The sequence below is a fragment of the Psychrobacillus vulpis genome, from assembly GCF_006861825.1.
GTDB classification, from domain to species: Bacteria; Bacillota; Bacilli; order Bacillales_A; family Planococcaceae; genus Psychrobacillus; species Psychrobacillus vulpis.
On the sequence record NZ_VDGI01000002.1, the window covers coordinates 149,339 to 172,710 of the forward strand.

Here is a 23,372-nt window from a genome sequence, read left to right on the forward strand (position 1 = left end):
TAGATGATTTTTTTGGTTTCGTTGGATATAGCTTCACCATGTTAAACTTATTTAATGAAGATTATGGTTCTCACTTATAAAGTAAAAAAGAGAGTGAGTTATCGTTGAAAGGAAGTACCCAAGTTATGAGAAATAAAGCTATTAAAATTGCATGTTCAATTGCTATTGCTGCTATCATTGCATCACCAGCTCAACAAGCTAAAGCCTCAACTGATATAAACCAACTAGTTATTGACGCACAGAATGCAAGTACTATATTAAAATGGGCTATTTCAGTAGAAGGATCTGCTGATTTTAAAACCCGTCCTTACAATCAGTACAATGTTGCTAAGAAAACTATTCAAACAGCAGAAACAGCAGCAACTAATCTTACGAACTCTGAACAGATAAGTGTACAAGCTAAACTGGTTGAACCAAAAATACATACGAAACGTGCGCAAGCTTACATCGATGCGATTACATCAAGTGAAAAGATTACCGATTTAACAAGAAATCTAGATCAAGCTATTAAATCAGCGGACCTAGAGAAAGTAGAAAATGCATATCACGTAGCTACTGCGGAATACCGTAAACAAGTAAAACTATTAGACCGAGTCTATGGGCAATCTACTCGAGATGGTATTCGAAGTGCAGTGAAACCAGCTATGGAAAAGTTAATTGATCAAGTTAAATATGATGTAACTGTGAAAATGTATATAGAAAATGCTTCTGCTTTTATTAAGGAGAACAAGCTAGCAGAAGCAGCGTCTGAATTAGAAAAAGCAGAATATTACTTAACTTTTAACAATGAGAATTTTACTTTCTTAAGTCAAGTGGAGAAAAGTTATAACGATGTGATGAAATCTTTACCGTTACAACCACTTGCCGTGTCGTCTGACGGACAAAACACAGTGAATATTCATTTTTCAAAAGAATATTCCATACCATTAGAAGGTTTAGAAGCTGGACAATATAAAATTTCGGGAGAAACCGTGCAATCGGCTAAATTATCAGAAGACAAAAAAACAGTTTTCTTAACAACTTCTAATCTCGATCCTTCTACAAATTATACGGTCACTTGGAAAGACTATAAGGTGAATTTTGTAACAGAAGCGGTTGCTGATACTACAGGTATCGTATTATATGATACCGATGATTCTTACTTGGAAACTACAAATAACCGTGTATATCGTGCTTATTTAACTAACTCAGATGGGTCACCATATATAGGGCGTGTAAAGATAAACTTAACGGAAGCAAACCCTGCTACTGAAACTACTTCTACAACTGCAGTAATAACTACTGCAAATGGTTCGGTAGGAAATGCTGGACAAGAAGCAACAGTATTTACAGATCAAAACGGAAACTTAACTTTTATTATTGCACCAGCTAACGCTACTTCCGAAACCTATGTACAACCGACAATCCAAAAACTAGATGGGGATCAAAAAAGCAAAAAAGCAACATTAACTCACTTTTTCCAATTACAGAACGTAAGCGGTTTTTATAATTTTAATAGTATGAGTTCCAATATATTTATAGAGAATAACTATATTTATATGAATGGGTTCAAATACAAATGGGATGATAATGATCTATTTTTCATTCGGGGACAACTAGTAACACAAGATGTATTCAAAGCTGCACTTTCTAGCGGTGATTCTATTACAATTGGTTATGAAGTAAAAGAGGATAATATTTCTACTTGGAACATAACATCTGATGTAACAGAGGCAGCGAAATTGGAAATTACTAACCCAGCACATTCTCCAGTAACATACGATGGTTCTAACTACATCATAAGCGGTACTGCTGAAGCAGGCTTTACTGTACATGTTTATCGAAATGGTGTGTTTATTGGTACAGCTAAAGTAGATGACAATGGGGATTGGACTCTTGGATCCATAAGCTTAATACAAAATGTAGCGAATACATTTGAAGCTTACCAATACGCTCCTGGTAAAGACGGAGAAAACGGGGAAGGTTCTGAAAATCCAACTAATCCAGCAACTGCTATCATTAATGAAGGTGCATTTGCATCAACTGAAATAACGTTAAATGATACAACTGAGAATGGATTAACTCTCTTTGATACTTTAGATTTCACTTTCTTAAATCCATCCTATGGACATAGATTTAAGGAATCCTTGACCGGTACAATAACGGTAAACGATGGTTATGGTAGATCTGCGGTAGTAAAAGTTGAGTATATAGACGCTGATACACTTAGAGTTGTTGATTTTGTTTCTATAGAGACTGGCTTTGCACACAACTCTACTTCTCTCATGATTGTAGCGACTAATGGAATAGTAAACCAAGATCAACTTGCATACGATGTAGAAGAATCACAATCTAATGGTACAGTTATAATAAAATACGCTAAGTGAAAGTTATACGAGTAAAAAAATTTTCCGCATGTGCTGTTTTTATCGTGGAAAAAACTTGTACCTGAGATAGAGATAATTACACGCTATTCTTATAATTCTCTACAATTCAAGTAAAATGGTAATCAGTTCAACGAAAGCCTCAAATAATGCCCACCTAGTCGCTATTCGGTTCATGAGGTTGATTATGAAAAAGAATAATAAAGCTCGTCCATGTGATAGAAATAATTCTGTACTATTCTGGTAATTCTAGTTTCATTAGAACAAAAAAGACCTCCTACACTTTAATTAATAAAGTGTAGGAAGTCTTATTTTTTTATGGTTCTTTAATATATGTTGGGGTTATTTTTGGTGGTTTAGACCTTTCTAGCAATGGATGATGATTACTTTACTAGAAAAGAAAATCTATTCTGCTTGCTGTTTACCCGACCAATCTAGTGGTTCCTCATTTTCTGTGTACTGTCACCAAAGGTTATTAATAATTTCATTAACAGAATAGTATTTACAATTAGTAATATTTAAAATATAATTACTACAAATTAAACATTGTCGACAATTAGACAATGTTAAAAGGGAGAATAAATAAATGAGTGCTAGTTTTTCGAAAAACTCGTTAAAATACCAAATCGCCCAGCAAATAAAAAAATTGATATTTGAAGGTGAATTGCAGCAAGGTGAAAAAATTACAGAATCGCAGATGGCACAAGATTTGGGTGTTAGCCGAACTTCTGTACGAGAAGCGATATTGCTTTTAGAGTTGGAAGGTTTGCTTATTTCTGAGCCATATAAGGATACAAGGGTAACGACCATTTCACAGGAAGAAGTGCTTGAATTGTTAATTCCTATGCGGCTTCATATCGAAACGTATGCTTTAAAAAAAGGCTTTTCTACTTGGGGCGATGATACGAAGGAACAACTTGAAAAAATTCGTGAAAATATGAGAAAGGCTATACGATATGAAGATTTGTCTACATTTATTGAATTGGATATTCAATTGCATGAGCTAATTGTTATGTCATCCCAGCTTGATAACGTGATACGAATTTGGGAAAGCATTGTTCATCGAATTAGACTCCATTTCTTATATCAAAATAGTAAATCCAGTACTTTTGAAAAATGGCTGAACGATCATGAAGTGTTAATCGACATCCTCATTAACGGGAAATCTTTAGAGCTAGCAGTGGAAACACTAAGACAACATATTGTTGAAACAAATATTCCGGACGTATATTTATTAGACTAAAATCAATCTATCGAAAGGGGGGATGCATAAGCTTTACAGTATCTAAAAATTAAAGGGAAGTGAAAGGACTATGAAACTGAAGATTGATAAAGTAGAAGTGTTTGTTGTAGTAGGACCTAACGCTAATTATAAGACATCTTCCCACTATTCTGACCTGACAATTACAAATACGATTGTCAAAATTCAGACTAGCGATGGATATGAAGGATATGGCGGGGCAATTTCTTGGACAGAAGCAGGTGTAGATAAAAGCCTGGCAGAGTCCATCCGCCATCTAATCCCATTCTTAATAGGAAAATCAGCTTTGCAAAGGGAAGAAATTTATGCACTAATGGCAAGCCGATGTGTCCAAATGACACCACAGGCTCAATCACCGATTGATATTGCTTTATGGGACTTAGTTTCTAAATACGCAGGAATGCCTTTGTATCAAATGTTAGGAGGAGCAAGGGAGAAAATTCTTTCTTATGCAAGTACACCGTTTTTACCAAGCATCGAAGATTACATCGAACACGTTCATGACCTTAAAGAACAAGGTTATAAATTTATCAAGTTTCATACTTGGTGCAGATTTGAAGAGGATATGAATTTAGTAAAAGCTATACATGAAGAGTTTAAGGATTCCAATCTTAAATTTATGTTAGATGTGGAAACAGCTTATACAAGGGAAGAGGCATTGAAGGCTGCAAGGATATTGGGAAGCTATGATTATATTTGGTTTGAGGCACCCCTACCGGATACCGATTTGGAAGGCTATAGGGAATTGAGGTCCCGTGTCGATATTCCTATTATTGCAGCTGGGAATACATTGCTTCAATTAAACCAACTTGAACAAGGGATTCAAAATGGTTGTTGGTCAAGTGTACGAGTAGATGCTACTCTAGCGGGTGGAATAACACAAACTAAAAAAATTATGGGAATTGCAGAAGCTAATTCCATGACAGTTGAACTCCAATCTTGGGGGTACACTTTATCACAAGCCGCAAATTTACATTTGATGCTAGCTTGCAACAATAGTAAGTATTTTGAGCAAGCGGTTCCGGTAGAGCCATTGGAATTTGGAGCAATCACTTCAATCAGAACGGATAAAGATGGTTACGTTCATGCTCCAAAAGGAAATGGATTGGGGATTGAAATGGATTGGGAACTGATCAGTAAAAATGCAGTACTAAAGTTGGCTTTTGATGAAACTGGTTGGACAGAATAAAACAGAATCCACATTAAAATAGATGGGGGCAACCATACGTACTTTAAAGGATTCTGCATTATGCATTATAACATAATTTGTAATTTATTGAATCTATTATGGAGAAAAATTGATTTCAATAGGGATTGAGAAAATCTTAATATAAGGAAGTTTAATAATGAAAATAGCTGATATAGAAGTAATTACGCTTAGGGTTCCTCCAATCGACCAAGCTTGTGAGTGGGGAGAAGATGCATTTATTGTTAGAGTAATCACAGATAATGGATTTGTAGGGATTGGTGAAAGCGATACCTCTCCATTAGTAGCGAAAGCGGTTATCGAAGCACCGAACTCAAATCTATACTGCTCGGGATTAAAGGCTCTATTAATTGGAGAAAACCCTTTAGAAATTCAAAAACTTTGGGATAAAATGTATTGGTCTTCGAATTATTTAGGTAGACGTGGAGCAGGGATTCATGCGATGAGTGCAATTGATATTGCTTTATGGGATATAGCCTCTCAATTCTATCAAGTTCCTATTTATATGTTATTAGGAGGAAAATATCGAGAGAAAATTCGAGCATATGGTACATTTATCCCTGCAGATACCCCTGAAGAGAATAAGAAAATTGCACGACAACTAAAAGAAAAGGGCTTTACGAGCTTGAAATTCGGTGGAGGAATCTTAGGTGATGATGCTCAAACCGATTATGAAATTATTAAAGCAGTCAGAGAAGAATTAGGAAATGATTTTGAATTACAAATTGATTTAGCTTCTAAATGGCGAACATATAGTCATGCAGCTCATATGTTTAAAAAAGTTGAGCCATTCCAATTAAATTGGATTGAGGAACCAGTATTAGCTGATGATATGAGAGGGTATCGCAAGTTAGCGAATTTATCAGGAGCAAAACTTGCTGGAGGGGAATCATTAACTACAAGGTTTGAATTTGATGATTTTATAAAACAGGCTCAACCAGATATTATACAACCAGATATTACTCGTTGTGGTGGGATTAGTGAAATGCGCATCATTAACGATATCGCTGTAATGAACGGTATTAAACTGGTTCCGCATGGATTTAGCACCGGAATACTTTTAGCTGCTACGGTTCAATTTCTTGCGGCAACAAAAGACGGTGACTTAATGGAGTATTCGCAAAGTACGAGTCCGTTATTTACAAAACTAGTAAAAAACTTAATTCCAATTGAAAGCGGTTACGTAAAAGTTCCTGATGTAATTGGACTAGGTGTCGAGTTAGATGAAACCATAATAGAAATGTATAGAGTGTAAGGAAGATAACCAGATTTAGACCTTAGTGACGCCACTAAGATTAATAGATACTAGAATGGGGAATAATTATGACAAAGAAAGTCGATAAATTATTAATCTCTTTAAGCGTTGCACTTGTCCTTGTTGTCGTTAGTGTTTTATATTTTCAGCCGACCCAATCACAAGCTGTAGCCAATAAGATATTTGGGAAAATGACAGAATGGTTTGGTTCTGTATCGCTGTTATTTACATTCTTTGGAGTTTTACTTCTTGTCTTTGTTGCATTTAGTAAATTCGGCAGAATCCGTTTAGGAAATACAAAACCGGAATACTCCACTTTTAAATGGGTTTCCATGATGATCGCTTGTGGACTAGGATCCGCTACAGTCTATTGGGCATTTATCGAATGGGCTTATTATATTGGTACCCCGGGACTTGGTATTGAGCCAAATTCCCAAAGGGCTTTTGAAATGGCATTACCTTACAATATGTTCCACTGGGGCTTTAGCGCTTGGACTTTATATGCATTAGTTGGTATACCGATTTGTTACCATATTTATATAAGAAAAAATCAAGGGCTTAGTCTAAGTTCTATCATTAGCTCAATTACAGGATTAAAACAAAACGGAATTATTGGACGAATTGTTGATATCATGTTTATCTTTATCTGTTTTGGAGGTTTAAGTATCACATTAGGTGTTTCTGTACCATTGGTGAATGAAGTATTAAGCTCTGTTCTTGGAATTAAACCATCATTTACGATGAATATTGTGTTAATCCTTATCATTTCCATCGTGTATTCGTTAAGTTCATATATAGGATTACAAAAAGGGATGGCAAGGATTTCAAATTGGACGACCAAATTGGCGATTGTTTTATGTATAGGAGTTCTAGTTCTGGGACCAACATTTTTTATCATCGCAAATAGCACGAATGCCATCGGTTTAATGTTACAAAACTTTTTACAAATGAGTTTATTTACAGATCCAATCGGTCAATCTGGATTTCCACAAGCATGGACAATATTTTATTGGTTATATTGGATAACGTACGCGCCATTTACAGGAATTTTCATTGCAAAAGTTTCAAAAGGTCGAACGCTCCGTTCTGTTATTACCAATACATTGGTTAGTGGAAGTGTTGGCTGTTTCTTTTTCTTTGGTGTTATTGGAAGCTTGACGATTGATCGTCAATTACGAGGAATGGTTGATGTCGTGGGTATGCTAGGGGCTGGCAAAGACAATAGTGCGATTATCGAAGTGTTACAAACCTTACCGTTAAGTAGTATTTTCATGTTATTATTCTGTACGGTTTCTGTTTTATTCCTTGCAACTACATTGGATGGAGCTGCATTTACAATGGCTTCTACAGCAACTCCGAAGTTAAAGGAGAATGAAGATCCACATCCAATGCATCGACTTTTCTGGTGTGTTATGTTGGCATTAGTTCCATTGACAATGATTTTTATAGGGGCAGATTTGAATACGATTAAGACGAGTGCCATTATCACGGGTGTACCAGTCATCTTTATCATGATTATCATGATTGTTGGATGGATGAAATGGATGGTTAAAGACTTTGGGCATGTTCCGGCTGACAAAATTGAAGAAATAAGTGCTGCTGGAAATATTAAGTCCGAAGTAGGTGAATTAAAAGAAAAATAGTGTTGCTTCAATAGAACTTTGCACACAACTCTGCCTCTCTCATGATTGTAGCGACTTCTGGAATAGTAAACCAAGATCAACTTGCACACGATGTAGAAGAATCACAATCTAATGGTTCAGTTATAATAAAATATGCTAAGTGAAAGAAAGTTGTGAGGTCCTACGGAGATGAAAAATCTCTGTAGGACTTTTTTAAAGAATAAGAAAGTATAAAAGTTTATAGGATGGATTCCGTTCCAAGCGGACGCTTTCCGCGGGGCGAGCGACGAGCCTCCTCCTTCGCTTCGCTTCGTGCGGGGTCTCGTCTGTCTCGCTAATCCCGCAGGAGTCGCCGCTTTTCACTGCATCCATCCATTCTACAAAAAAAGTAATCATGTGCTTTCTATTCATTGTTTGAATGGAGTACTTGCTACTGCATTATAAAGTGAAGATTTGTAGACAGTTATTGATCAATCCAATCTCCTAAAACAAGCCGTTCACTTTTTAGAAATAGAGAAAAAGAAGTAGTTGTGCTATTCCTACTATTTTTATCAGTTTCGCTCATTCTATTAATAAACAGCTGCATGATGAATAGCTACATACTAGTTGATTGGAGCGCAGGCGGCGACTCCAGCCGGAATAGCATGAGCTTAAGACCCTGGACTGAGCGACGCGAGGGAAGCGGCTGAAGCCATGCCGGCGGAAAGCGTCCGCAGGAGCGGAAATCAACCGTACTTCTGCGGCTACTTGTTTTAAAAGGACCGGGCGTCTTTTTGCGCTGTTTTTCTTATGTAATTGCAACTTGCCTAAAGTACCATTGCTACTTTCTCAAACGATAGTGAAGTTGAAAATACCTACTAATTGATATTTTAGTAATGTATTCCATGTAAAATGTTACATAATAAATTTACTAAAATATTACAAAACTCACATTGTACTTAATATTTATATTGATTATCTTTAAATAGAGATCGAAAAACAGGAGGGGAATTATGAGAAAGAATTCGTTTAAAAAATCAGTAGTAGCTGCGGCTCTTGCCACATCTTTATTGGCTTCTGCAAATGTAAGTTTTGCTAGTAGCTCAGTGCAAGATGTAGTGGATCAGGCGAGAAAAGACATGAAGGCTGCGGCTTATAGTTATGTAGTGCCTGCTCAAAAGGGGAGCATTGCTGCAAGTAAGGACTTATATCCTGCGCTAAACAAGGTGAAAGCAAATTACGAAAAAGCAAAAAATGATATTTCTAAATCTAATGCTAAAAATAAAGCAGCATTATTAGAAGATCTGAACAACCAATATAACGATAGCATTTCAAAAGGACTTATTTCATATATTGATGCCTACAACTATGCGGACAAGTATTTGAATCCAATTATGGCGGACATCAAAAAGGCAGAAGCAGAAAAAGATTGGGCTAAAGTAGAAAAGTTATATCATAAACTATCCGTCCAATTAAAGAGTCGTACAGCTATTCTTTATAGATTTTCAGGTAAAGCTGCGAGAGATTTATTGATAGAACAATACAAAAAACCAGCAGATCTTAAGCGTGATCAATTAAGAGTACCAGTTACAATTTATATGAAAGTAGTTGCAGCTGAAAAATTATTAGCAGATGATAAAAAAGCGGAGGCAGTAAAAGTTTTAGAAACGATTAAACCTTTGTTAAATAAGCTACCTTCTACTAGTAGTTTGCCAATGGTGAAAGAGTTACTTGAAAGAGTAGAGGCAGCTATGAAAGCAGCTGGGGTAGGTTCAACACCATCTCCAACAGGAGAAACGGTTTCTCTACGAATCTTAGGTACTACAGATATTCACACGAATATAGTGAACTATGATTATTATAAAGATACAGCGTCTAATAACTTAGGGCTTGCTAAGACAGCTACATTAATAAAAAATGCACGTACAGAAAATAGCAATACTCTTCTATTTGATAATGGAGATGCAATTCAAGGTACTCCACTAGGCACTTACAAACAAGCAGTAGACAAGCTTGTTGATGGAGAAGAGCATCCTTCTGTAACGGCAATGGAATTACTAAAATATGATGGTGCAACTTTTGGAAATCATGAATTCAATTACGGGCTTGATTATTTAGATGAAGTCATGGATGATGCGAACTTCCCTTATGTGAATGCTAATGTTCGCAATGCAGCTACAAAGAAATTACTTTATAAGCCATATGTGTTAATTGACAAAGAAGTGGTTGATGCAAAAGGCAAGAAAACAACAATTAAAGTTGGAGTTACTGGAATTGTTCCTCCTCAAATTTTAAAATGGGACAAGACTCATTTGGAAGGAAAAGTTACGGTTGATGACTCTGTTCAAGCGGTGGAAGCAGTCATTCCTGACATGCAAAAAGCTGGAGCAGACGTAATCGTTGTTCTTTCTCACTCTGGACTTGGAGATACGAAACATGAGGTTGGAGAAGAGGACGTAACATACTTATTAACGAAAGTTAAAGGGGTAGATGCGATTATTACAGGTCACGCTCACCAAGTGTTCCCTGGTAAAGTAGATGCTTCTTTAACGAATGTAGATGTGGAGAATGGAACGATCAATGGAGTTCCAGTTGTGATGCCAGGTAAATTCGGTAGCCATTTAGGTGTTATTGATTTAACTCTTGAGAAAAAAGGAAACGACTGGAATGTAGCCTCTTCTAAAGCAGAAGTGCGAACGATTGCAAAAGATGCTACAGACGTAGATCAAACAGTTGTCAATGCAGTGAAGGAAGCACATGAAGGGACGATTAAATACGTTCGTCAAGCAGTTGGAACAACAACAGCTGACATTCATAGCTACTTCTCTCAAGTACAAGATGACCCATCCATCCAAATCGTAACAAACGCTCAAACAGCATATGTGAAAGCGAAACTAAAAGGCACAGCGAACGAAAAGTTACCTGTTCTTTCAGCTGGTGCTCCTTTCAAAGCGGGAACAAGAAGTGATTCAGAATATTACACATTTGTTCCAAAAGGTGAACTAGCTATCAAAAACGTAGCAGATCTATATCTATACGACAATACGATTTCAACAGTTAAAGTAACAGGGGCAGACGTAAAAGAATGGCTGGAAATGTCTGCTGGTCAATTCAATCAAATCGATGCAGCAAAAACAGGTGAACAACAACTTATCAATACAGAGTTCCGTTCATACAATTATGATGTAATCGATGGTGTTACTTATGAAATTGATGTAACACAACCTGCTAAATACGATGTAGATGGTAACGTGAAAAATGAAAAGTCATCACGTATTAAAAACTTACAATTCAACGGAAAACCAATTGACTTAAAACAAGAATTCATCGTAGCAACTAATAACTATCGTGCAAATGGAACATTCCCAGGTGTACGTAATGCTACTGCAATAGAAATATATCCAGATGAAAACCGTCAAGCGATTATTGACTTCATTTTAGAAGAAAAAACAATTGACCCTTCAGCAGATGGCAACTGGAAGTTCTCAGCATTACCTGCTAATGCAAATGTTGTATTCGAATCATCTAAACAAGCAGAGAAAGTTATTCCTGCAAATGGAAGCATCAAGTACATTGGTGATGGCACTGATGGATTTGGTAAATACTCTATTAAATAATATGCTTTCAGATTAAAGATAAAAGGCAGTTGGAATGATCTCATTCCAACTGCCTTTTATTTAATTGTTTGACTTATGGAGCGAACTCCCAATACATCCTGAATATACGCAATCTTAATTAAGTAAACGTGATCGATACTAGGAGGCTCTTAATTGGTTTGGAGAAGCGTCCCCTCGACTCCTGCGGGAAAAGCGAGACAGACGAGACCCTGCAGGAGTGTAGCGACGAAGCGGCTCGACGCTCGCCCGCGGAAAGCGAGGGGTAAGCTTCGGAAAACTGATCTATCCTGTATAAAAATAAAAAAGTTTGAAGACAAAAGGTACTTCTGTAAAAAATGAATGAGTATATAGAATAGTAGAAAGAAGCATTCTATTGGTTTTGGAGAAACGTCCGCTCGACTTGCGGGATAAACGAGGCAGACGAGAGCACTGAAGAACTATCATTTTGTATGATAAATACTTTTTCATTCCTAGAAAATAGTTGAAAAAGGCGACTCTCCTGCGGGAATAGCGTTAGCCGAAGACCCCGCAGCGAAGCGAGGAGGCTGAGGCAACGCCCGCGGAAAGGGAGCCATTTCAACGATTTTCTTATTTATTGGGATAGAGAGTTATGTGTAACCCAGAGAACCTGATTACTTAATCAACACCGCTTTTGCTCTGGAATTGACACCAAGTTTACTGTAAATAGTTGTTAAGTAGACTCGTATCGTTCCTTCTGTAAGGAAGAGGCGATTCGCAATTTCACGATTAGTCGCACCATCTACAAGCAATCTAAAGACTTCTCTTTCACGAGGGGTAAGTGAGTCGAGTAAACTTCCTTGTGTAGGTTCCTGAGCTATCAGCTGTTCTAAGTAAGATGCCGGAACGAAATTCCAATGTAGATTTTTATTCGTTTGCTGTACGTTCAAATATGTTTTCAACAAAGGAATAATGGCTTTTTCATCGAGAAAGGTACGGACATATCCATAAGGTGCGCCGTGACCTAGTGCTTCGTGCAACGCCATCATTGCAGCATCTTCATGATCCAATTCCATTTCACAAATTGCCTCAAGCACAGCAGCTTCTATAATCGTGGAAACTTGCATTTCCTGTAATGCTTTCGTTTTTACTTGAATAGTCGCTTTTAACGCTTCTTCTGCATTCCCTTTTGCCAATAACAAACGGGCATTTACTAGTAACCAAAACGGGTGTCTCGATTCGGCTTTACAAAGCTCGGTTTCCGCTTGTAAAATGTCACCTTCTAGTAAATAACAGCGAGCTTTCATTGTACGTAACGAGTTAATCCAATGTTTTTCTTTGACAATATCTATCGTACTATCTAATAATGCATGAGCCACTACAAAATTACTGTTCATTGCATGAATATGAGCTTTAAGTATGTACATAGGAATAAATAGACCGGGGTCATTATAGCTATGCCCATATTGAAGAGCTATTTCTAATTCAACTACCGCTACTTCTAAGTAATTTTTTTCATACAATGTTTCAGCTGATGCACCGTAGCTAAAAGCAGTCATATTTTGATCTTTGAGTTCTGTTTCTCGAAATAATTTGGCAAAAGGAATCGCTTTCTCCAGTGGCCAAAACTTGCCCTTTGATCCTATACTTGTACGAAGAATTTTATGCTCGAATAGATTATATTGCATAGGAATGTTATCCCATCTAGAACTTACTCGGCCATTCTCAAGTTGTCGTTGGATAATTTCTGTCGCTTTTTCAATGTCATCGCCAATTGCAATGATGGCATATGCCCTTACTGTTTCAAAAATGCTTGCTATCCCTTGATTCTCCTCTGCATCCATCCACTTTTCAGTAACCTGTCTATGTTCTAATTCGAAGATTAACTTACCCGCTTCTTCCATTTGTTGTACAGAAATTAATGTAATAATGTACATAACGAGTACTTCAAAACTAACTGAATAATGATTGTTTCGTAACGTTTGTACCCAGCGTACATAAGTCGATGTTTGTCCAGAGGTAAATATGTCAACGAGATGGGTTGTAATCCAAGATTCTGCTAACTCATTGGCTTGCTCGTTTAAAAGTATTTCAATAGCAGCAATAAAATCTCCCTTATCTTGTAGTAAAGTTGCAGTCTCAATAACAATGGAAGATACCATTTCTTGTGAATAACGTTTTTTTAATTCGATTTGCAGAGCTTCCGCAAACAAATGATGGTATCGAAACACAGGCTGATTGGAATTTAAACGAACAATAAATAATCCTTTTTTTTCAAGCTCTAATAGAACAGAATAACTATCTGATCTATTTGTGAGCTTATCACATACTGCTGGCTCCAAAGAATGTAAAAGTGAAGTATGAAGAAGAAAATCCTGTGTAGATGGAGGAAGCGTGTTTAGAATTTCCTGTAATAAAAATTCCGTAATAAACGGATGAGCACTATCCATTATGTCCACAGTTTGGGAAGTATTTATCGAAAGTCCAGCTAATTGAATGCCAGTTGCCCATCCTTCTGTCATTTTCAACACATGCTGCAGCAATTTATCATCGTTAAAGTGAAGATTTTTATTTTCATAAAATTGTTGTGTTTCCTCATGGGTAAAGCGCAATTGCTCCGTGCTAATTTCTTTCAGCCATGATTTTACTCTCCACTTGGCAATAGGAAGTGGTAAAACAGTTCTACTTGTTAAATAGACTTGTACATTGTCTGGTAAGTACTCTATAAATTGAATAATCATTTGATGGATTGTGTCATTTTCTATTAAATGATAATCATCCATAACAATATTTATAGAGCTCGAGGTCAAGCTTAGTTCATTCAAAAAAGAGTCTATCAAAAACTCCAATGAAGAAGCTTCCTGCGAATTGAACAGAGAGGAGAGTTCTTGAGCTATATTACTTTGGGAGATACTCGACACCATGTGGACAACATATTTCCAAAATCGTATAGGATCATTATCAGCTTCATCAAGGGAGAGCCACGCAACAGGCTCATTACTTTGAGTAAACCATTGACTTAGAAGTGTGGTCTTTCCATATCCTGCAGGTGCGCGTACAATTGTTACCTTTTTTGACTCATCATATCGAAGCAACTCATATAAACGTTCTCTGTCGACAGCATCAACCATAGTTCGAGGTACCTTTGTTTTAGAACTCAACCAAACCATTTGCATCATTTTACCTCCGTCGAATTAGAATTCTGCTATCCCTATTATACTATTAAATAATTATAGACTATATAATTTTCTGAAAAATATAGACAATATAGATAACTTTCAATGAAATTATTAACATTCCTCAATATTGTAAAGTTCAAAATTCATATAAACTGGATAGCATTGCAGGCTGTAATCAGCTAAATATGGAGGAAAAAATCAAAGAGAAGAGGAAACGAGGATGAAAAAGAAAATAATAACACTTTTAGTAATAACGCTAGTAGTTTCAATAGTCCAACCGAAGTACTTCTTAGAATCTGTGCGCGCTTCAGCTATAGAGGCACCTATTTACCCCACCAAGGATAAATTTTATGATGGAACTTTCATTCTTAATGGAGAAAATGGATTGAATTATATAGGGTATGATGCTGCTTATGGACAGCACACGACTTATCTACATTTTACGTTGACAGATCTTAATGAAAGTAAAAAAATGGAAAATGTAAATCTTGTTATACCTATTCTTCCAGGTTATGTTAGCCGGTCTCAATCGACAATAGAGCCTTATATTAATCTATATAGCTCGAATATGGATGGTTGGCAGGAAGCGGGAACTTCATTAAGTGATATACCTAAATATGATGAAGTCAATGACTTCTTAGGCAGACAATCCATTAGTGCTGTTGGAGGAGTTTCGGTGAGGTTTGACGTTACAAATATGATTAAAAATCAACTAGGAGCAACTGATAACCAGGCGACATTTATTTTAACAGGTCCGACAGTAAATGATATTAATGTTAATAATGGAACTGGAATAAAACAAAATATAATTATGTTAGATGAACGCGAATCACAAAGCAATGGTGTGCCATATTTAGAATATATATATTCTCCTCATTCACAGCCAACTGGCACGGTTAGTATAAACAACGGGGCGTCACTTACAAATTCTACAAATGTTAAGTTGAACATTGTGGCAAGTGATCCCGATAATGATCGGATTGAAATGAGTTTTTCGAATGATAATACAACTTGGAGCAGCTGGGAGTCCTTTAGTTTAATGAAAGATTGGAGTCTGAGCAATGGAGATGGAGAGAAGACAGTCTATATGAGGCTAAAAGATTTAACTGGAGAACAATCAGTGATCTATGATGATGAAATTTTGTTAGATACTACATTTCCCTTTGTAACTGGAGTCACGAATGGTGGAGCGTATAAACACGACATAACAATAACCTTTAATGAAGGAGCAGCTACACTAAATGGAGCCCAATTTACATCAGGATCGACAGTATCCCAAGAAGGTAACTATACATTAGTAGTCACGGATGACGCAACGAATCAAACAACTGTCAACTTTTCAATAGACAAAACACCACCACAAGGAAGTATATCTATTCTAAATGGTGCGGGGAAGACTAATACTCCGTTAGTTACACTTAATCTCACAGGTGTAGATGCAAACTCATTACTAATGCAGTTTTCTAACGATGGTTCCACCTGGAGTAAAGAGGAAATTTTTACAAACAATAAAACATGGATGTTAACGAATGGGGACGGTATTAAGACGGTTTACTATAAACTAACAGATAGCGCAGGAAACTCAGCGCAATATAGCGATACAATCATATTGAATACAACTTTAAATTCTAATGCTGATTTAAAAAGTATCGCATTTTCCAAAGGAGCGCTTACTCCTACATTTACACCAAATATATTGTCTTATACATTGAGTGTTGCTAGTCAAGTAAGTAGTATAGATTTGTATCCAATTGTGGAGATTAATAAAGCTACATTGAAAGTAAATGGAGTAGATGTGATTAGTGGAAATAAAAAAACAATTCCACTTAGCTATGCAGCCAATATAATTAGAATAGATGTAACAGCAGAAGACGGTAGGACAAAGAAGACATATACGGTTACAGTGAATCGGGCTAAGCCATCTAACCCAGAGTCAGTAAATCCGATACCTGTTCAACCAGAAAATCCAACACCAGTCAAAGCAATACCAAATACAATGTTGCCAAATCCACATGGCTTACCAGTCGCAACTTTAACTGTTAATGAGGATATTAAATTATATCAACTAGACGATGCAAGTAACTTAGTGGAAGCAAAACTAGTGAGAAAAGGAACGTCTTTATTAGTCTATGATATTTACAAAGGCTATTATAAACTAGCCGATAATTTATACGCTATCCCATCACCAACTATAAGCTTACATATTGGAAAAGGGGAAGTTCGTAAAGACGAAGTAAATGTATACGATAAAGACGGACGATTTATTCGAACAATTAAAAAAGGACAGGAATACAAAGTATATTCCTACGACGATAACCGCTACGCAATTGGCGGCGGTGAATTCATTGATGTACAAGATGGAGTCACGTATGTATTTGGCTGGATTACACTTACGGAACGAATGCCACTTTACAAACCAGATGGAACAGTTGAGCGCACGTTGAATATAGGAGAGAAATATCGTTTATATCAAGCAGATATAGATGCCTTACATCTAGGTGGCGGTTACACAGTGAAGAGAGATAATTCCTTGTATACATTTGTGAAAAACTGAATAATTTCTGTTTCCTGTGCTAAACACAGTTCTGACAAAATCCTCTTAAGTCCTTCGTTACTACTTAAGGGGATTTTCTTTTTCTAAATTGTTAAAAATTTCAACCACTATTAACATTCCTCAATATGGTAAAGTTCGAAATTAATTTAAACTGAAAAAGAATTTGTATATGTTAGAAGATATACAACAAAGGAGAGAAAATATGAAAAGAAAGCTATGGAAAGAAATAGTCGTAGTCGTTTTATTCATTTCGTCCATTTGGTCGTTTTCACCAATTGCTTACGGAAAAACATCTTCCGTCCAGCAGTCGATCGACGCCATAAAAATGGAAATGAAAAAAGCCGCTTTGTACTACATTGAAACTGCTCTTGAAGGGGATCTTGTACCGAGTTCTTCGCTAGACCCAGTGCTAAACAGTGTAAAGAAAAACTATCAAGAAACAAGAAAAATCATTCTCACATCTAATCTTTCAGAAAAAGATAAGCAGACAAAACTAAAAGAAATAGATGCATTGTATGAAGAAAAAATCGTAAAAGGGCTTATCCCATACATCGATGCTTATAACTACGCAACGAAATACTTAGATCCCTTACTAAAGGAAATAAAAGAAGCGGAAGCGAAAAATGACTTTCAGGCAGTCGAAAAAGCATATCACAAGCTATCTGTCCAACTAAAATCAAGAACATCCATTTTGTATCGATTCACAGGAAAGGCACCACGGGATTTATTGCTAGAAAAGTATAAAAAGCCAGCAGATGAAAAACGCTATGAGTTGATTATTCCAGTAACTATAATAATGAAGATAACAAATACACAGCAGTTACTTCTTGAAGGAAAAAAAGCAGAAGCAAAAAAAGCGATAGAAGACATTCCATCATTAGTAACAAAACTATCTAGTGTAAATGCGTTCCATAAAGCACTAATGAAAGAAGTGGATAGACTTCTAGCAATCGTCTTTCCTGCACCAGTAACACCAGTAAATCCGACCCCGCCAGTAATACAGCCTCCAACTAGCGGTAGTGGGGAGAATGAAGGGCCATCCGAAACTTCGGTACAACGAGCATTACGAATCGCAAAAACAAATGCAAATACAGAGCTAGAGAATTATAAAGTAGATGTAAAAGACAATTATAGTACAGCGAATTGGGCGCAAATCATTTCTTTAAAAACTGCAGGAAACAAAGCAATCAATGCCGCAAAAACAACAACAGAGGTTACAAAAGCATTAGATGATGCTAAAGCAGCTATTAATCTAATCCAAACAAAATCACAAGTTTCTACGGTTAGTACAATCACAGTGAAAGGCATAGCTGCGATAGCAGATCCTGCAAATCCAACCTTGTACAATGTGGAACTACCAGCAGGAACTGTTTTAGCAGATATAGAAGCTACGGATATAATGGCTACGCCAACAGATATGCACGCCGTAATAGGAACTGTAACAACAACTAATGGAGGTACAACATGGAAAGTAACGGTTACCTCAGAAGACGGTAAGACGACTACAACCTATACTATAAACGTAACAGTCACTCCTCAAGAAAACTAAACGAAACGTTACGCTATAAGCTGAGTAAAACCAGTGAAATGCGTGGAATGAAAACCATTCTAACTGCTATGTTCAATTGGTAGGTGGAATTCCTACTCTTGTTAAACAGTCTAAATAACAAGTACCTAATCCTCCTGGGTCCAATGATACGCTGATACGTAGAAGGGGCTAAGTCTGGTGAAGTCGTACCCGGTAGTACCGGGGCGGGGTTCTTTAAAAGATTTCTATGGTTAGGAAGACGAATCCATGTAGGCAGGGTAAGCTAGTGTACAGTGTGAAATGTGAAGCTAGGAGTTCACTGTATTCCCCTATAGTCGAAGTACTATAGCGGCGATCGACGAATTGACTGTTAAACCGGTCGTTCTTACACCTGGATAGTGGGAACCTAAGGAAATCAAAAAGAGGGATGAACATAGCGGAACGTTTGAAGTCTTGTTAGAAGAGGTGTTTCAGCACCGATGACTCTGACAAGATGGCAGCGGGTTCATAGTAGTGTCGATAGCTAGCCGTTTGGACTTGTATGGCAACATGTGAGAAGGATAAAACTAGCAGGAGCGAAGGAACCCAGTCAGTGGTATTTCTTATATGAAACTTATTTCCCTAAATAAGTACAAAATCTTGATCTGAATACCTACCAATATTAATTAGTTGTATAAAATCTTTTATTGTTTCTCAGGGAATAAGTCAAATAGAGAAAAGCTGACGGATCGCCGTGTGCGATGAAAGTCGCCTGCATGGTGAAGGCCCGAAACGAAAGCTGCTAATATGTAGTATAAGACGGGAATAGCATTCCAAATATCAACATTTCACCACCGTTTTTAGATGGGGCAACTTTTGGAGGATTTCAATTGTCCACAAATGTAAACCTGACTGTTGCATTGCCTGGAAAAAATAATACAACTGCAACTTATTCAAATCCGGTAAGTAGCAATCTATCCATATCAACGGTTACAATTACAGGTCCAAACCCTTCAGGTCATGTATTTTTGAATGTTTATAAAGTTTCGGCTGGGACAGTTGATGTTTCATTCGATTATACAGGAAGTAATGGAGCTACTGGTAAGATGACTTGGACATTTACTTTTCAATAAAAACAGGGAAATAAAAACAACATCACTGACAGATCGCCGTGTGCGATGAAAGTCGCCTGCATGGTGAAGGCCCGAACCGAAAGCTGCTAATATGCAGTATAAGACGGGAATAGCATAGCCACACCATTAACAGCAGATTCAACAAATGAATATACAAATGAACAATTAGAGATAACGTTTTCTTCTAACAGTGATTGGGAATCTAAACTATATTCCATGTCAGTAAGTGTAGACGGTGGAATAAGCTTCACTACTACAGCGATTAATCCTGCACAGGTTAGCTCTGGAAAAATCACACTTGCTGGTATGTCTGCAGGAGCAATTACTATCAAGTTTCATGCGACCGGTTATTTGGACGCTACTGTAAATCAAGTTGTTATTGGACCAACGGCTGAAGTAAGGGTAAAAACGACAAATAGCAAGGTAGTTGAAGTAGAGGAAGCTAGAGCACTAGTTTTCGTCAATAAAGACGCTAAAGTGAGCGATATCCTATTAAGTCTTATTTCTTATAATAGTACTACTCAAACTTATAAGATTGTCTATAGTGATGGAGATGATATGATGGAATATGCACCAGGGAGTGTAATAAATCCAAATCTTTCTGTTGCCTTGCATGTAAAGTCCCAAGATAGTTCAACGATAGGCTACTACACAATACTTATTAATCAATAAAAACTTTGTGGAGAGAAATCTCTACAAAGTTTTTATTCTAGTGACAGTTTTGACTGTACAATGAACTAGCAATTAAAGTCAGCAGACGAAAAACGCGATAGAAGACATCCCGTAATTAGTAACAAAACTATCTAGTGTAAATGCGTTCTATAAAGCACTAATGAAAGAATTGGATATACTTCAAGGAATCGTCTTCCCTGAACCAGTGAGCTAGAATAATGGTCCAAAGAAAAAAGTCCTTCAATCGAGAAATCGATTGAAGGACTTTTCTTTTAGTATCGATTTGAATTTCAAGGCTTACGGACTTCTCACTGCGAAAGTTTAGAAGTAACTAATATTATTTAATTCAGTACTGAAACATAACTTCATAAAACAATTAATATATTATTTAATAATTCGAAATACTTTGATAAAAGTCTAGCTTTAAAATCGACAGGGGGAAGTTGGAATGACTATGTATATATAATGCTCATCGAAATATTCAATAAAGTTGAATGCAAAAAATAAGGGGGGTTACCTAAAAATGAAAAGAAAACCATATGTAGTTTTCATTATGTCACTCATTTTAGCTTTGATAGTGTCGGCATGCGATAATGCAGGGAATTCAGATTCTAGTTCTAAAAAAGGCAATGACCGAGAAATAGTAGTTGGCTTGGTTTCTGAGCCAGATTCTGTAGATATTCATAGAACATCATCTACGGGTGAAGCGAATATACCGCTATACGATACATTATTAAAATTAGACAATGACGGTAACATTGTTCCGAATTTAATCACAGATTATGAATTGATTGGTGATGGGAAAGAAGTTATTTTCAATTTGAAAGAAGATGCAGTATTCCATTCGGGAAAACCGGTCAATGCAGAAGCTATTAAGCTATCTTTTGAACGATTAATTTCTTCCTCTCCTTTTAGTACAAATGCTGGTGAAGTAGAAAGTATAGAAGTGTTAAGTGAATACTCATTTAAAATAAAATGGAAGGATCAGTTTGCACCATTTTTCATTAATGCAACGACTCCATTCCTAGCACCTTTAGATGTTTCAGTTTTGGATGCTAAAGGAGAAGGATTTGAGAAAAATCCTAGTGGATCAGGACCGCTGAAGTTAGTAAAAATTAATCGTGGAGATTCGCTCGTTTATGAGCCTTATAAAGATTTTTGGGACGGTCAAGAACCTGGATTTGATAGTGTGAAGTTCAGATTTATTCCTGATGAAGAGACAAGAATTTTAGAATTTAAAAAAGGAAATGTGGATGTCTTATTAGATGTTCCTTATCAATATATTGAAGATCTTGAAAAAGATTCTGAAGTGACAATTAAGAGGGTCCAAAGTGATACATTAAGTTATTTGGGTTGGAATAATAAGCTACCTATTTTTCAGGATGTAAAAGTAAGACAAGCAATTGCACTTGCTATTGATCGAGATTCCATTATTGATAATACATTAAAGGGTGAAGCACAGGCGGTATTTGGACCATTACCAAAAACAGTTTTCGGTTACAGTGAAAAAATAGAAACGATGGCTCGCGAAAAATATACAAGGAATACGGAAGCTGCGAAAAAGCTTCTATCTGAAGCAGGTTGGAGCGAAACGAACAAAGATGGAGTTGTGATGAAAGATGGCGAGGAATTTTCAGTAGACTTATGGGTTGATGATGATCCAGCCAATCAAAGAGCAGCGCAAGTAATACAAAATCAGTTGATGGAAATAGGATTAAAAATAACCATTTCAGTTAAAGAATCTGCAACGATCATTGAACAAACACCAAAGGGTGCGCATGAAATGTTACTTTGGAGCTTTGGTTGGCCAGATGCAGATGTATTGAATTTCCTACTCTTTGGTAAAGACAAATCAAAAAGATTACATTATGAAAATGAGAAAATATACAGCCTTTTGGAAAAAGGGGCTATTGAGATGGATCAAGAAGCTCGATTAATGCTTTATGAAAAAGCACAGGAAATGTTAGTGGAAGAATCTCCTTTTGTACCACTATATGTGAAAGAAAATGTTACTGCCATTCGAAATTTTGACAGTTTTGAAATACATCCAATTAACAATTCAATAGAATGGACTAGTGTGAAAGTAAGTGAATGAATAGTTATATAAAGCAAAGGGGGCGTTTACTTGTCATCCTATTTATTCAAAAGATTTACCACTATGATAATAACTATTGTTGGAGTATCTGTACTAGTTTTTATGATTATCCATTTGATTCCTGGTAATCCTGTTAGTCATATACTAGGAGATTATGCAACGGAGGAATCGATTAAGGAATTGGAGATGAGATTAGGATTAGATCGACCTATTCTTGTCCAATATTTTTCATATATGTTTCATGCTATTCAAGGCGACCTTGGAACTTCTTTTATTACAGGCTATACAGTAGTGGAAGAGATTTTAAATCGAATACCTATAACAGCTCAATTAGCTTTATATAGTATTATTTTTGGCTCTATTATAGGAATTTTAATTGGTGTTATTGCTGCAGTTAAAAAAAATACTATTTTAGACCAGCTTGCAATGCTACTCGCATTAGTTGGAATATCCGCCCCGGGTTTTTGGATTGCTTTGTTTTTAATACTTCTATTTTCGTATCAACTGAGTATTTTTCCGATTTCGGGATATAGTGGATTTTACTCGCTCATTCTTCCATCGATTACTTTGGGATTAGGTACTGCTGGTAGTATTGCTAGGATGACTAGATCTAGCATGCTTGACGTGATTAAACAGGATTATATTCGCACTGCTAAAGCAAAAGGAGCAGGTCTATTTCGGTTAGTTTTTATGCATAGTTTACAGAATGCGATAATACCTGTAGTTACTTTAATCGGCATGCAATTTGGCTATTTAATGGCAGGAGCAGTTGTTACAGAGACTGTGTTTGCACTTCCTGGGCTTGGTAGTTTAATCGTCTCTGCGATTTCTACTAGAGATATTCCGACGGTACAAGGATTACTCTTATTTATGGCTGCAATGATAATAATCGTAAATTTTGTCGTAGATCTCTTATATACAAAATTAGATCCTCGTATTCAATACGAATAGCTAACAATATGGTCGTTTG

13 protein-coding genes are annotated in these 23,372 nt (G+C 36.5%); 12 read left to right on the forward strand and 1 reads right to left on the reverse strand.

Features of this window, described 5'->3' with window-relative positions; translation table 11 throughout:
* Positions 1 to 125: 125 nt before the first annotated feature.
* The 6 genes from FG384_RS03245 to FG384_RS03270 all read left to right on the forward strand — a co-directional run bounded on the left by FG384_RS03245 (position 126) and on the right by FG384_RS03270 (position 11,304).
* Positions 126 to 2,366: a hypothetical protein gene (locus tag FG384_RS03245; protein ID WP_142641128.1), complete on the forward strand. Its 2,241-nt coding sequence runs from the start codon at positions 126 to 128 to the stop codon at positions 2,364 to 2,366.
* Positions 2,367 to 2,949: 583 nt separating this feature from the next.
* Entirely contained in the window at positions 2,950 to 3,606 is a 657-nt protein-coding gene (locus tag FG384_RS03250) for a GntR family transcriptional regulator (RefSeq protein WP_142641129.1), read from the forward strand.
* A gap of 70 nt (positions 3,607 to 3,676) precedes the next feature.
* Entirely contained in the window at positions 3,677 to 4,813 is a 1,137-nt protein-coding gene (locus FG384_RS03255; RefSeq protein WP_142641130.1) for a mandelate racemase/muconate lactonizing enzyme family protein, read from the forward strand.
* 157 nt (positions 4,814 to 4,970) lie between these two features.
* Complete coding sequence (locus FG384_RS03260; RefSeq protein ID WP_205961735.1) at positions 4,971 to 6,086, forward strand: mandelate racemase/muconate lactonizing enzyme family protein; 1,116 nt, start codon at positions 4,971 to 4,973, stop codon at positions 6,084 to 6,086.
* A gap of 68 nt (positions 6,087 to 6,154) precedes the next feature.
* The gene (locus tag FG384_RS03265; protein WP_142641132.1) at positions 6,155 to 7,729 is read left to right on the forward strand and encodes a BCCT family transporter; all 1,575 of its coding nucleotides are present in this window, start codon (positions 6,155 to 6,157) and stop codon (positions 7,727 to 7,729) included.
* 971 nt (positions 7,730 to 8,700) lie between these two features.
* Positions 8,701 to 11,304, forward strand: a complete 2,604-nt coding sequence (locus FG384_RS03270; protein ID WP_166462365.1) for a bifunctional 2',3'-cyclic-nucleotide 2'-phosphodiesterase/3'-nucleotidase — start codon at positions 8,701 to 8,703, stop codon at positions 11,302 to 11,304.
* A 632-nt stretch (positions 11,305 to 11,936) separates the two neighbouring features.
* Here the strand turns inward: FG384_RS03270 and FG384_RS03275 are convergent.
* Positions 11,937 to 14,438 (reverse strand): winged helix-turn-helix domain-containing protein, encoded by a 2,502-nt coding sequence (locus FG384_RS03275; protein ID WP_166462366.1) that lies wholly within the window; start codon positions 14,436 to 14,438, stop codon positions 11,937 to 11,939.
* Positions 14,439 to 14,661: 223 nt separating this feature from the next.
* Between FG384_RS03275 and FG384_RS03280 the strand changes: the two genes are divergently transcribed.
* From FG384_RS03280 to FG384_RS03305, 6 genes are all read left to right on the forward strand, one after another.
* Positions 14,662 to 16,995 carry a cadherin-like beta sandwich domain-containing protein gene (locus FG384_RS03280; RefSeq protein WP_142641134.1) on the forward strand — a complete coding sequence of 778 codons (2,334 nt, stop codon included), beginning with the start codon at positions 14,662 to 14,664 and terminating at the stop codon, positions 16,993 to 16,995.
* Between the two features lie 202 nt (positions 16,996 to 17,197).
* The gene (locus FG384_RS03285; RefSeq protein ID WP_142641135.1) at positions 17,198 to 18,544 is read left to right on the forward strand and encodes a DUF1542 domain-containing protein; all 1,347 of its coding nucleotides are present in this window, start codon (positions 17,198 to 17,200) and stop codon (positions 18,542 to 18,544) included.
* An 848-nt stretch (positions 18,545 to 19,392) separates the two neighbouring features.
* The gene (locus FG384_RS03290) at positions 19,393 to 19,635 is read left to right on the forward strand and encodes a hypothetical protein (protein ID WP_142641136.1); all 243 of its coding nucleotides are present in this window, start codon (positions 19,393 to 19,395) and stop codon (positions 19,633 to 19,635) included.
* Positions 19,636 to 19,749: 114 nt separating this feature from the next.
* Positions 19,750 to 20,307 (forward strand): hemoblobin-interacting domain-containing protein, encoded by a 558-nt coding sequence (locus FG384_RS03295; protein WP_420849938.1) that lies wholly within the window; start codon positions 19,750 to 19,752, stop codon positions 20,305 to 20,307.
* 523 nt (positions 20,308 to 20,830) lie between these two features.
* Positions 20,831 to 22,402 carry an ABC transporter substrate-binding protein gene (locus FG384_RS03300; protein ID WP_142641138.1) on the forward strand — a complete coding sequence of 524 codons (1,572 nt, stop codon included), beginning with the start codon at positions 20,831 to 20,833 and terminating at the stop codon, positions 22,400 to 22,402.
* Between the two features lie 30 nt (positions 22,403 to 22,432).
* Positions 22,433 to 23,353 carry an ABC transporter permease gene (locus FG384_RS03305; RefSeq protein ID WP_142641139.1) on the forward strand — a complete coding sequence of 307 codons (921 nt, stop codon included), beginning with the start codon at positions 22,433 to 22,435 and terminating at the stop codon, positions 23,351 to 23,353.
* Positions 23,354 to 23,372: the final 19 nt, after the last annotated feature.

Coding starts and splice junctions, on each gene's coding strand:
- FG384_RS03285 (WP_142641135.1), top strand. CDS start 17,198: ATGAAAAGAAAGCTATGGAAAGAAATAGTCGTAGTCGTTTTATTCATT.
- FG384_RS03280 (WP_142641134.1), top strand. CDS start 14,662: ATGAAAAAGAAAATAATAACACTTTTAGTAATAACGCTAGTAGTTTCA.
- FG384_RS03270 (WP_166462365.1), top strand. CDS start 8,701: ATGAGAAAGAATTCGTTTAAAAAATCAGTAGTAGCTGCGGCTCTTGCC.
- FG384_RS03275 (WP_166462366.1), bottom strand. CDS start 14,438: ATGCAAATGGTTTGGTTGAGTTCTAAAACAAAGGTACCTCGAACTATG.
- FG384_RS03255 (WP_142641130.1), top strand. CDS start 3,677: ATGAAACTGAAGATTGATAAAGTAGAAGTGTTTGTTGTAGTAGGACCT.
- FG384_RS03245 (WP_142641128.1), top strand. CDS start 126: ATGAGAAATAAAGCTATTAAAATTGCATGTTCAATTGCTATTGCTGCT.
- FG384_RS03300 (WP_142641138.1), top strand. CDS start 20,831: ATGAAAAGAAAACCATATGTAGTTTTCATTATGTCACTCATTTTAGCT.
- FG384_RS03265 (WP_142641132.1), top strand. CDS start 6,155: ATGACAAAGAAAGTCGATAAATTATTAATCTCTTTAAGCGTTGCACTT.
- FG384_RS03260 (WP_205961735.1), top strand. CDS start 4,971: ATGAAAATAGCTGATATAGAAGTAATTACGCTTAGGGTTCCTCCAATC.
- FG384_RS03250 (WP_142641129.1), top strand. CDS start 2,950: ATGAGTGCTAGTTTTTCGAAAAACTCGTTAAAATACCAAATCGCCCAG.